A 12,434-nucleotide genomic window follows, 5' to 3' on the forward strand; every position below is an offset into this window, starting at 1 on the left:
TTGTTTCGAGGGGTAAAAATACAAACTATTCTATGGATAGATCATAAAATTATAATAAGACTTATTAATAGCAGAATCATAAAGTTTTAAGTTTACATTTTTTCGTAAGTAATTTCAATTGTTTGATATTCTTTAATATTACAAAACCTTAATTTCCTAGTTAAAATATTGTAAATTAGGGATTCTCATATAATATTTTCTTATTTTTATAGGACAAAAAAAGCATTGAAATGAAACGTATTATTGTAGACGTAGAAAATAACAAATTGCCTTTTATCCTAGAGTTACTTGAGCATTTCGAGTTCGTATCCGTTTTGGCAGATACTGATGGTGATGATAGGGGGATGTATGACTCTATAGTTTCTCTTCAGAAAGGAGAAGGAATTCCTATGAAGGAATCTCGGGATCTGTAGTTAACTTAAGTTCATGACGTATTTCTTTGGGGTAGTCCCAAATTTCTTTTTAAAAGCAGCTATGAAATGACTAGCCGTACTATATCCTACTTTTAACCCAACTTCATTAACATTATGTCTTCCTGAAGCAAGTAGTTGGCGAGCAACTTCCATTTTATAATCAAACAAAAAAGCATATACAGGTTCTCCATAGATTTGTTTGAATCCATCTTTTAGTTTGCTTAGAGGCAATCCGATTTCTTTTGATAATTCCTGAAGAGTCGGTGGCTCTGACATTCTGTTAATAATAATTTCTTTAGCTCTTTTGATTTTAAGAACGTTTTCTTCATCGACTAAAAATGGACATTGATCAATATCCGTATCTTCGGGTTTATTGAAGTATAGGCTTAATAATTCATAAGACTTTCCTCTAAAATATAATAGCTTGATTGATTTATGTAAGTTATAACTTAAGATTTGATTGAGAACCACTACCATGGACGGAGATATATCAGCATCTGTATAATACTTTTTATCTCTATTACCTTCACCAAGAAAAGGGATATAGTCAGCTTCTTTCGAAAATAAAGAATGAAACTTCTTTATAGAAATTAAAAGGGATACCGACCAGGAATCTTTTTCCATCTCTAAGTTCATAGGTAAATCTCGCTGTGGATTATACAATAAAAGTGATTTTTTTTCTGGTAAGGGAATGGCATAACTTCCATTATTAAAATTAAACTTCAAGCTACCTTTTACACAAAAATGGAATTGAATATAACTGCTATCAATATCTCTTATAATCCTCTGATTATCATTGGTTTCGTTTTGAAATTTTAGAATATAAAAGCCATCTTCTATAATGGTTTCTTCCAGAATTCCTGGAGCGTTATTTTTTAGTTGTATTTCCATGTTTCTAAAAGTATTTATTTAGAATAAATCTAAACAGTTGAAACCCCAATCTTTGGGACTTACACAAAAATAGGTGTTTTTACCCATTTTTGCATATTCTAACTTCTAAACAACGCTTTTCGATACTTTAAAAACTTCTAGCGTTATTTTTTAAACCATATGTGGGATATTTTTGCTACGGAAAAATTGAGATAACCTAATGGAACCTCACCTACGTAAGAAAGGCACTAATTTTTATACAATCGGTCTTAGCTATAAAAAAGCTGATGCAGAGATTCGTGGCCATTTCAGCATAAACGAGGATGCAAAAACGGCTATTTTAAAACAAGCTAAAAAAGAAGGAATAGAAGGTTTGTTGGTAATGTCTACGTGTAATCGAACAGAGCTTTATGGTTTTGCACAGCACCCATTTCAATTGATAAAACTTTTATGTGAACATACACATGGTACTGTCGAGGAATTCGAAAGAGTAGCATACGTACATAAAAACAGCAAAGCGGTTACACACTTGTTTAGAGTAGGAACTGGGTTGGATAGTCAGATTTTAGGAGATTTTGAAATAATAGGGCAAATAAAAGCTGGCTTTAGGGCATCTAAGAAGGTACAAATGATCAATCCCTTTTTAGAACGATTGATAAATGCAGTTATCCAAGCAAGCAAACGAATTAAAAATGAAACGGATATTTCTACTGGTGCGACATCGGTTAGTTTTGCCGCAGTGCAATATATTTTGGCAAGAGTTCCCTTTGTGTCTGACAAAAATATAGTACTATTTGGCACTGGGAAAATAGGTAGAAATACTTGTGAGAACTTGGTAAAACATACAAAAAATGATCATATAATTTTGATTAACAGAACAAGAGATACAGCAGAAAAAGTAGCTGGTAAATTTAATCTTGTTGTTAAAGATTTTGATAAACTCAAAGAGGAAGTGAATCATTCGGATGTTTTAATTGTTGCTACAGGAGCTCAAAAGCCAACAATTACTAAAAACACTATTAGTACCGATAAACCATTATTGATTTTGGATTTGTCAGTTCCCAAAAATGTAAACACGGATGTTACTGAATTACCAAATATTACTTTAGTGCACATGGATCATTTGTCTAAAATTACAGATGCTACCTTGCAGCGAAGAAGAGTTCATATTCCAAAAGCAGAAGCCATTATTGATGAGGTAAGATCTGAATTTGATAGTTGGATGGAAACTAGAAAATTCGCTCCAACTATAAAAGCGCTTAAAAACAAACTAATTTCGTTGAAAGAGGCTGAAATTAATCTACAGCGAAAAAAAATAACCGATTTTAATGAGGAACAAGCGACCATTATCAGTGATCGCATTATCCAAAAAATCACAAATCATTTTGCCAGCCATCTAAAAGACGAAAATACTGCATCTGATGAAAGTATTGAATTGATTCAGAAAGTATTTCAAATACAAAATAAATAGTGGAAACAAGAACAATCCGCATTGGTACTCGAGATAGTGAGTTAGCCCTTTGGCAGGCACATACTGTTCAGGATACACTAGAAAACCTTGGGTATGCTACCAAGTTAGTACCGGTAAAATCTACCGGAGACATCATTTTGGATAAGCCGTTGTACGAATTAGGAATTACAGGGATTTTTACAAAGACTTTAGACATTGCAATGATAAACAACGATATCGACATTGCTGTGCATTCAATGAAAGATGTTCCAACAGCTTTGCCGAAGGGTATTATAGAAGGAGCTGTTTTAGAACGTGCCAATACAAAAGACATACTTTTGCATAAAGGACTTGAGTTTTTAGAAACGCAAGAAGAAGGGATTATTGCAACTGGAAGCCTTAGAAGACAGGCACAATGGCTTCATAAATACCCCAATCATCAAGTAATAGACCTAAGAGGTAATGTAAATACCCGTATGCAAAAACTAAACGATAATGATTGGAACGGAGCTATTTTTGCTGCTGCAGGATTAGAGCGAATCAACCTAAAACCAAAACAATATTTGGATCTTGACTGGATGGTTCCAGCGCCTGCACAAGGAGCCATGTTGGTGGTTGCTAAGGAGAAAGATTCGTATTGCCTAGAAGCACTCTCGCACTTGGATCACATTGACTCCAAAATATGTGTGCACATAGAAAGAGAATTTCTTAGGGAACTAGAAGGAGGCTGTACTGCTCCAATCGGAGCACTGGCAGAAATCGAAGGAGATCAAATACATTTTACAGGAGTTTTATTCAGTTTAGATGGAAAAGATAAAATAGCGATTCGCAGAACCATAAAATGTAAGAACAGAAAAGGGTTTGGCGTACAGTGTGCTCGGGAAATATTAACTAATGGAGGAAAAGAACTAATGAAGAAGATTAAAACAGACTTGAAATAATTGACTTCTAGTAGCACCATATTATCCACAAAAAAACTTTCTACAGCTCAAAAAGAACTCTTATTGAATTCAGGAATCGGATTTGTTGAATACCACGCAATCGAGATCGAATTACTGGATATTGATTTTGCTAAAGACGTACAGAATGCAATTTTTACCAGTAAAAATGGAGTGAAAGCAATTTACAATTCACAATTGACAATTCAGAATTGCTTCTGTGTAGGAGAAAATACCAAGAAACTTCTGGAAGAAAACGGGCAAAAAGTTATAGAAACTACTCAAAACGCTTCAGAATTGGGTAAAATTATTGTAGAAAAACATAAAAACGAACAATTTTACTTTTTTTGTGGAAATATTAGAAGAGATGAACTGCCATCGATTTTAAAGGAAAACAATATCAAATTTGAAGAGGTGATAGCCTATAAAACACGCAAGAAGACTAAGAAATTTAATCGTGCTTTTGATGGGATATTATTTTTTAGTCCATCTGGGGTAGAGAGTTATATCTCTGGTAATATACTTGGAGAAAGTACAGCTTTTTGTATAGGAAATACAACGGCTTCTGAAGCAAAGAAATATACAAACAACATCATTGTTGCTAATAAACCAACCGTAGAGAATGTGATTGTTCAGGCGGTAAAATACTTTGACAAACGAATATGATAGAAAACGATTTATTCTTAAGAGCATTAAAAGGAGAAACGGTTGATCGTCCACCAGTTTGGATGATGCGTCAGGCAGGAAGATATCTACCAGAATTTATGGTATTAAAGAAAAAGTATGATTTTTTTACCCGATGCAGAACTCCGGAATTGGCTTCAGAAATCACAGTACAGCCCATTGATATTATTGGCCCTGATGCTGCTATATTATTTAGTGATATCTTGGTCATACCCCAAGCTATGAATATCGAAGTGCAGATGAAGGATGGTGTCGGACCTTGGTTACCAAATCCTATTCGGTCTCAAGCAGACGTCGATCAAGTGATAGTACCGAATATCGATGAGGAATTGGGATATGTGATGGATGCGATCAAGATGACCAAAGAAAAACTAGCTCATAGAGTTCCGTTGATTGGTTTTGCTGGATCACCATGGACTATCTTATGTTATGCAGTACAGGGTCAAGGTTCTAAGAATTTTGATATGGCCAAAGGGTTTTGTTTTACACAACCGGAAGCAGCACATCAACTATTGCAAAAAATCACCGATACTACTATTGCATATCTAAAGAAAAAAGTAGCGACTGGAGTCAATGCAGTCCAGGTATTTGATAGTTGGGGCGGTATGCTTTCTCCCGTAGATTATCAGGAATTTTCCTGGAAATATATTCAGCAAATCGTAGATGCCCTAAAAGACGAAACAGAAGTGATTGTTTTTGGTAAAGGGTGTTGGTTCGCATTGGATAAAATGGCACATTCTGGAGCTGCTGCTTTAGGAGTAGATTGGACTTGTTCAGCCAGAAATGCTCGATATTTAACAGGCGGAAATATCACACTACAAGGTAATTTTGATCCATCCAGATTATTATCACCTCCATCAGATATCAAAAAGATGGTGAAACAGATGATTGATGAATTTGGTAAAGATCGGTATATTGCTAATTTAGGACACGGGATTTTACCTAATATTCCGGTAGAAAATGCAAGAGCTTTTGTAGATGCGGTAAAAGAATATAATGTGTAGCGATGAAAATTCGCAACTTGATAAGACGGTTTAACTTTTGGCAGCTATTTAGATTAGCTGGATTGGCCATTCAAAAGCCAATGTATATAATCCCCACGCTAAAAGCAACTAAAAAAACAATGATGATTTGTGATGCTATCTATGGAAACTTACATCACAAAAATGGAAAAGCGAATGCGTTTAGACATGCATTGTGGAATGTATTGATCTGTCAAAATACATATAGTCGTTCTAAAAATGAAGAGAAGTCAATCCTTTGGGCGCAAAAGGTCACAGATTTACATGAGAAAATAGCACCTAATAAAGCTATAGAAGAAGCTATGGATCTTCATAATAATAGGTTAGGTAGGTTATATTTTAGAGTGTTGGAAAACGCTACGGAAAGAGAAACAATCGCCTATCTTAATAGTAAGATCGAAAATGCCAAAAGAATGTCAGATATTAAAAATCTTAAAACATTTTCAGCTGATTTAGTATATATTGAATAAAAATTATAAATTAACTTTGCTCAATGATTAGTAAGCTAAAAAATCTTAATAAATCATATTCAAATTTTAAAAAGGGTTGGTCTCCACAACAAAATTTACTTTATGGATTTTTAACGTATGTAGTTGTGGGGTTCATATTGTTATGTATTCCTTGGTTTCAAAAGACTTCTGCACCAATCCTGGATCATCTTTTTATCGCAACATCGGCCGTTTCTACAACAGGTTTAGTAACGGTAAGTATATTTGATAGCTATAATTTAGGTGGCCAGTTTGTGATACTGATGTTATTTCAATTAGGTGGTATAGGTTACTTAACTTTTACGACTTTTATGATTCTTTCTACAACAAGAAAAATTACACATTGGCATAAGAAGTTGCTAAGTTCAGAGTTTACTTTACCACAAACGATACAGGTAAGAGACTTTTTAAAATCCGTTGTATTTTTTACTTTTTTTATGGAACTTTTAGGGAGCATCCTATTTTTTATTGCTTTTAGACTAGAAGGAATGGATAATGGGGACGCGCTTTGGAATGCTATTTTTCATAGTGTAAGTGCGTTTTGTACCGCTGGCTTTAGTTTATTTAATTCAGGCTTTACGGAATATGTTGATAATACACTCATCAATGGGATTATTGCCTTCTTAGCAATTTCGGGTTCCTTAGGTTTTATCGTCGCTACTGATTTCTTTCTCCGATTAAAGAAAAAGTCACACAAAATTAGCTTTACTACTAAAATAGTGTTGATTGGTTTTCTACTTTTGCTGAGTTTTGGAATTGTCTTTTTCTACTTTTTTGAGCCTGAAATATCCTCTCTAAACGAAAAAGAGAGAGTTTTAGCTTCATTTTTTCAGGCTATGACTGCTATGACTACTGTTGGTTTTAATACAGTAGATTTTGGAACTTTTATTTTACCAATGTTGTTGGTTACTACAATGTTAATGTATGTTGGAGCTTCACCTTCGGGAACTGCTGGAGGAATTAAAATAACTACTCTTACAGCAGTTTTTGCAATTATGAAAAGTAGATTACGTGGAAGAAAAAAAATTACTTTTTTAGGAAGAATCATACCGTTTGAAAGATTATATATAGCAACTTCATCCTTTATATTTTATACTTCTATAATATTTGTTGGTACTTTCATCCTAACGTTTACAGAATCGTTTAAATTTGAGAGAATTTTATTTGAAGTTGCATCTTCATTAGGAACGGTTGGTTTAAGTACAGGTATAACTTCTCAATTAAGTGATATAGGAAAATCTGTGATAATAATTTTGATGTTTATAGGTCGTTTAGGAGTTTTAACTTTTGGTCTTGCTATTTGGTCCAAGAACATTACTAAAACGGATAGAAAAATATTGGAGGAAGATATTGCTGTATAAATTTTGAAACGAAATTCTCAAAAACCCTCCCTACTAATAAGAAGTTAACTAATTTATAGCAATATGATTAAAAATATTATCAACGGTATCAAAGCATATTTTGGAGGCTTTGCTTTAATTTCAAAGTTGGGGCTGTGGAAATATTTTGCGATTCCTATACTTATTAGTTTTTTAACCGGAGTCCTCTTTATGATAACAGCTTGGTTTTTATCCAACCCACTAGGTGGTTTTATTGCCAAAGTCTGGATGTGGGATTGGGGATCAGAAACATTTGCCTTAATCAGTAAAGGTTTCAGTATTCTATTGATACTTGCCATCGGATTAATATTGTATAAACATATTGTAATGGCGTTATCTGCGCCTTTTATGAGTCCAGTTTCAGAAAAAGTAGAAGCACATCTTTTAGGAGATCAGCATAAGGGGCACCAACACCGCAATACTTCTTTTAGGGAACAATTGATTCGTGGTATCCGTATTAATACAAGAAACCTGTTTCGGGAACTATTATTTATCATTCCCCTACTTATTCTTAGCTTAATTCCTGTAATAGGGATTTTTGCGACCCTATTAATTTTTGCTATACAAGCCTACTACATAGGTTTTGGTAACATGGATTATACAATGGAACGACATTTTAAGTATAAAGAAAGCATTAAGTTTGTACGAAACCATAGAGGCACTGCTATTGGAAACGGTATTGTTTTTATGTTAATGTTATTTATACCTATTATTGGATTTATCATAGTACTTCCGATTTCTGTAGTAGCAGCCTCTACTGAAACGGTTAATATTCTTGATCAAAAAGGATTAATTCAAGAAAAGGATGCTGTTAAGGTTTCTAAAATTGAAGCATAAAACATGAAAGAAAAATTTTATAAATATATACAAGAATTACAAGATGCGATTACTGTTGAATTAGAAGGGGTTGACGGTCAAGCCAAATTCAAAGAGGATATCTGGAAACGTGAAGAAGGCGGAGGTGGTCGTACTCGAGTTATAGAAGACGGAGCTGTTTTTGCCAAAGGGGGTGTCAATATCTCGGGTGTTCACGGCAAATTACCCAAAGCAATGCAGCAGTATTTTAAGGTGGGTGATGTTGATTTTTTTGCCTGTGGACTGTCATTGGTGTTGCATCCAAAAAGTCCGATGGTACCTACAGTGCACGCGAACTGGAGATATTTTGAAATGTATGACAATGATGGTACTATCATAGATAGTTGGTTTGGAGGAGGACAAGATCTTACACCTTATTATTTGTTTGATGAAGATGCTACTCATTTTCATCAGGTGTGTAAGATGGCTTGTGATAAGCACAATCAGGAATTTTATCCATTATATAAGAAAAAATGTGATGAATATTTTTATAATGCGCATCGGGGTGAAGGTCGCGGGATAGGAGGTTTGTTTTTTGATTATTGTAAGAAAACTGAAACGATGACTATGCAGAACTGGTATGATTTTGTTGCTGAAGTAGGTGATAGTTTCTTACAAGCATACACACCAATTGTAGAAAAAAGAAGAAATCTCAATTATACGGATCTTCAGAAAGATTGGCAGGAGATCCGTCGAGGCAGATATGTAGAGTTTAATTTGGTGCATGATAAGGGAACACTGTTTGGGCTAAAAACCAATGGTAGGATTGAGAGTATTTTAATGAGCTTGCCACCGCAAGTACAGTGGCGATATGATCATCATCCTAAAAAAGGTAGCGAAGAAGCACGGTTACTACAAATATTGAGGAATCCAGTGGAGTGGGCTTAATCCTATTAAAAAAGCATCAAAAACCGTAATTTTAGAACTGTAATTCGTTAAAGTGTATAAAAAGAAGGATAAAGTGTTGTAAGTATAATTTTTTTTATTACCTTGCGCACACTTGTGGGGATTATTGCATAAATTTTTAACCAATTAACACCCAGAACCCTATGAAAAAAATTCTACTATTATTCGCTGTAATCCTTTTGGCAGGTTGTCAGTACTTCACTACCGAGGGAGGACAGAAATCTAAATTCTCAAGTTTTTCAAAAAACACAATTGAGTTTCGTAAAAATACAATTATGCTTACGAAAGGATATGAAAAAACAAGCCCTGAAGAGTTTAAATCAAGGTTAGATTCACTAACCGATAGTCCAAAATTTAAAAAGATCGCGTTAGAAGAATTGAAAAAAATAGAAGACAAGAATGTCGATTTTCAATTGTTTGTTGACGAAAGAAATGTAGAAAACTACGTATTTATTTATGCTACCGATTATTACCAACTGGATGAGCACAGAGCAGCAACAGTTGTGGAAGCATTGAGCAGACAGCTAAAGGATGAAGCACTTAGTCAAGAAGTTCGTTATAAAAGAATACACGGAAGGTTTTTCTTTACACCAACTTCTAAAATCGTGAAGTTGAAATATCTTAAAGGGTATAAATTGGAGAAAAAGTATCAGGCAGAATATATTGTTGCTTCTAGAACTGGAGGGATTGGTCTACTGATCAGTAATCTTGAAAATGTAGATTTCGAAAAATCTATCAAAAGATTGGCTGCTAAATAAAATAATAACACCAATTAGGTTAATTGGGTTTTCTTATAAAATTATTAAGGGTATTAGTTCTATAACTAATGCCCTTTTTTTGTTATCATAACTCTATTAGAAATGCAATAAATAAGCATTTGATCAATTATGAAAAGAACATTATTAATACTAGTTTGCTTAAGTCTTAATGGCTGTGCTCGCACTGTAGAACCTACGGTAGAGAATATTAATAAAATATTTGCTTCAAAGGATTTTACTTTTGAGTTTCATAAAATTGGAGAAACGACCAAATCCATTAGTTTTAGAGAAGATTATTTAGTGTATAAAAGTGATCAACCTACCATAAGACGCATAATAACCTATGATGAGGTGCTGCTTATTAATGATTTTATCCAGAAAATTGTCAATTTACACCAGGATGATATGCCACAGGAATCTTCGTCTTTTTATATTGTAAGAAATACTGCATATAAAACCACTATTATCCCGAAGCAGGAAGACTATTATTTTGAAGCGTTGTTAAAAACACTGAAATTGACTAAGCAATAACTGGCGTACTCATTCCGGACATTTGGGAAAGGGCTAAAGAATATAAATTTTTAGGTCGTGAAAGCCTCTTACACCTTCTTTGCATATAATAATAGTTGAACTCAGGTAAAGTACATCCGCCAGGTCGAATGATTTTAAGAAAGTAAAGCAGAAAAATTATATCGTGACCTAACTTATCTAAGAAAAGTTTTTGATCCTATATGGTATCTCGACAAAGTTTACAGCTTCACTATGTTCAATCATAAAAAGACACTTGACATATGGTATAGTGTTTAGATAAAAGTTAGCTAAGTCCAATGATCTGCTTAAGACCAGCTCCAAAAAAATTAGCCGAGAGAAAATTATAAAAAAACTAAACCAAACAGCTTTTTAGCACTTGTTATTTTTTACTTACTCTTCTATATTTTCCTCAATGGCTTTAAACTGTTTGATGGCTGTATTTGGTTCTATAATATTATATCCTTTCCAGAAATCCGGATTATATTTCGATAAGTAGGTAGATTGTACATTTTTATTTTCTGTACTGCTGTTATATTCTGAATCAGTAATATTCTTAGTATCAAAAACAATCACTTCATATTTGTTTCTAGCAGAACTGATTACATCTAATTTTAGTGATAACTGGTTTTGCTTGTTTCTACCTTTAACGTATTTGTTTTTCTCTATAATGCTTAGAGGTCTGTCTACACCAAATTTGTTTTCAGTGACTTTTTCGATAAACTTTACCCCATATTTACCATCGATACCTTTTTCAAAAATAGTGGTACCGCGATACCCATTTTCCTCAAAACTAACACCAAACAGACTAAAATTACGTAAACGTTTTATATTCTGATAATCAACTCGTATTACTGCAAAATCTTCTGTATTTACGTACAGTGTACCTTTAAAATCACCTCTTCTCTTAGGAGTGAACGTTATCACATACACGCCCACGTCATCCAGTATTGTATAATCCACACGTTCAAAAACATATCTACCAGAATTTTTGATCACATTTAGTTTTGTGTCGGACTGATATAGAACCTCATTGAAAAGGTTTTTGAGATTCATTTTTCTGGATTTAAAAAAGAAGTTTTCTTTAGGGTTTTTGATTCCATCTGCTATGTCTTCAGCATCTTGATTCGATCTAAGGATAGAATCCACCTGTATTTTTTGACTGAAGAGTCCGGATCTAATTTTTAGATACGAATTGGGTTTCACATTATCCTTAAAAATTTTACTCATTTTTTTAAAAACCCCTTCTATAGAACCATTATTATTTTTATCATACAGTCGAGCACCTTTTATAACATTGAGTTTTTGTTTATCGGTATTTCCATAAAAGTCGCAAAGAGCTTCTGCATAGAAAACCGAGTTCTTAGGGATGATTTTGGATATACTATCTACCAATTTTTCGTCAATCTCTTCGATAGTAGATTTTTTGAATTCGATATCCATTTTTTTGATATAATTGCGATTGGTTTCTCTAAAAAAAAGTCGGCTTTTTGTAAGGTTTGACCTATAATTATCCTCCATATTTTCATCTACATTATCGATGATATCATCAATGTCAAGATTTTTATTGGAGATAAACACACTTTTTAATGCGATCGCTTCGGGTTCGATATAGATTACACTATCGGTTATACTTCGTACTGAAACCCCTACTTTTTCATAACCCATTGACGAAATATAGATAGAATCAATTTTAGATTGTATTTCGCTTAGTGTGATGCTAAAACTACCTTCTTCGTTGGTCACTACACCTTGGTTTTCTCCTAGCTGTATTGTGGCATAAGGTATAGGTTTGTCAGTCTTTTTATCAACCACCCGGGAACGTATGGTTTGGGCACTTATAGAAGAAGAGATCATCCATAAACCAAAGATTAATAAAACAATCTTATTCATTTTCATAGTATCAGTGGGTTGGTAAAATTACGCGATAAAAGTATGGTTTGCAATATCAGTATTACATAGTTACAACGAAAAATAATAGCATTATGGTAATATATTCTTAAAAATAAGACGGAGATATTCGAAGGCTTAATTAGAAAACCTCTATCTCCAGTTCTTTCCTTTAGAGGAAGTGAGCTAAAAGCCCGTTTTTGAAGAGCGATATAGGGATATGAACTAGGATTGCGTAATTCGCCAAGCTAAA

General features: G+C 33.7%; 13 protein-coding genes. 11 read left to right on the forward strand and 2 right to left on the reverse strand.

The window, feature by feature from the left end; translation table 11 throughout:
- The first annotated feature begins 230 nt into the window (after window positions 1-230).
- On the forward strand, window positions 231-413 hold the full coding sequence (locus tag ACWGOQ_RS19050) for a hypothetical protein (RefSeq protein ID WP_452055757.1): 183 nt from the start codon (window positions 231-233) through the stop codon (window positions 411-413).
- On the opposite strand, the gene ACWGOQ_RS19055 is transcribed toward ACWGOQ_RS19050, so the two are convergent.
- Window positions 414-1,304 (reverse strand): AraC family transcriptional regulator, encoded by an 891-nt coding sequence (locus ACWGOQ_RS19055; protein WP_452055756.1) that lies wholly within the window; start codon window positions 1,302-1,304, stop codon window positions 414-416. It abuts the gene before it with no gap.
- Window positions 1,305-1,503: 199 nt separating this feature from the next.
- On the opposite strand from ACWGOQ_RS19055, the gene hemA reads away from it, so the two are divergent.
- The 10 genes from hemA to ACWGOQ_RS19105 all read left to right on the forward strand — a co-directional run bounded on the left by hemA (window position 1,504) and on the right by ACWGOQ_RS19105 (window position 10,294).
- Window positions 1,504-2,754, forward strand: a complete 1,251-nt coding sequence (gene hemA / locus ACWGOQ_RS19060; protein WP_452055755.1) for a glutamyl-tRNA reductase — start codon at window positions 1,504-1,506, stop codon at window positions 2,752-2,754.
- The gene (hemC, locus tag ACWGOQ_RS19065) at window positions 2,754-3,674 is read left to right on the forward strand and encodes a hydroxymethylbilane synthase (protein WP_452055754.1); all 921 of its coding nucleotides are present in this window, start codon (window positions 2,754-2,756) and stop codon (window positions 3,672-3,674) included. Before hemA ends, hemC begins: the two co-directional genes overlap by 1 nt.
- Complete coding sequence (locus tag ACWGOQ_RS19070; RefSeq protein ID WP_458202840.1) at window positions 3,675-4,337, forward strand: uroporphyrinogen-III synthase; 663 nt, start codon at window positions 3,675-3,677, stop codon at window positions 4,335-4,337.
- Window positions 4,334-5,359 (forward strand): uroporphyrinogen decarboxylase, encoded by a 1,026-nt coding sequence (gene hemE / locus ACWGOQ_RS19075; protein ID WP_452055752.1) that lies wholly within the window; start codon window positions 4,334-4,336, stop codon window positions 5,357-5,359. Before ACWGOQ_RS19070 ends, hemE begins: the two co-directional genes overlap by 4 nt.
- Window positions 5,360-5,361: 2 nt before the next feature.
- Window positions 5,362-5,847, forward strand: coding sequence for a DUF6973 domain-containing protein (locus ACWGOQ_RS19080; protein ID WP_452055751.1), 486 nt, complete (start codon window positions 5,362-5,364; stop codon window positions 5,845-5,847).
- A gap of 23 nt (window positions 5,848-5,870) precedes the next feature.
- A complete protein-coding gene (locus ACWGOQ_RS19085; protein ID WP_452055750.1) occupies window positions 5,871-7,226 on the forward strand; it encodes a TrkH family potassium uptake protein in 1,356 nt (451 codons plus the stop codon).
- A 63-nt stretch (window positions 7,227-7,289) separates the two neighbouring features.
- The gene (locus ACWGOQ_RS19090) at window positions 7,290-8,081 is read left to right on the forward strand and encodes an EI24 domain-containing protein (protein WP_452055749.1); all 792 of its coding nucleotides are present in this window, start codon (window positions 7,290-7,292) and stop codon (window positions 8,079-8,081) included.
- A 3-nt stretch (window positions 8,082-8,084) separates the two neighbouring features.
- Complete coding sequence (hemF, locus tag ACWGOQ_RS19095; RefSeq protein ID WP_452055748.1) at window positions 8,085-8,987, forward strand: oxygen-dependent coproporphyrinogen oxidase; 903 nt, start codon at window positions 8,085-8,087, stop codon at window positions 8,985-8,987.
- Between the two features lie 161 nt (window positions 8,988-9,148).
- Window positions 9,149-9,763 (forward strand): hypothetical protein, encoded by a 615-nt coding sequence (locus ACWGOQ_RS19100; protein WP_452055747.1) that lies wholly within the window; start codon window positions 9,149-9,151, stop codon window positions 9,761-9,763.
- A 129-nt stretch (window positions 9,764-9,892) separates the two neighbouring features.
- Complete coding sequence (locus tag ACWGOQ_RS19105; protein WP_452055746.1) at window positions 9,893-10,294, forward strand: hypothetical protein; 402 nt, start codon at window positions 9,893-9,895, stop codon at window positions 10,292-10,294.
- A gap of 390 nt (window positions 10,295-10,684) precedes the next feature.
- On the opposite strand, the gene ACWGOQ_RS19110 is transcribed toward ACWGOQ_RS19105, so the two are convergent.
- Window positions 10,685-12,184, reverse strand: coding sequence for a carboxypeptidase-like regulatory domain-containing protein (locus ACWGOQ_RS19110; protein ID WP_452055745.1), 1,500 nt, complete (start codon window positions 12,182-12,184; stop codon window positions 10,685-10,687).
- Between the last annotated feature and the right edge of the window lie 250 nt (window positions 12,185-12,434).

The sequence above is a fragment of the Aquimarina ulvae genome, assembly GCF_053613295.3.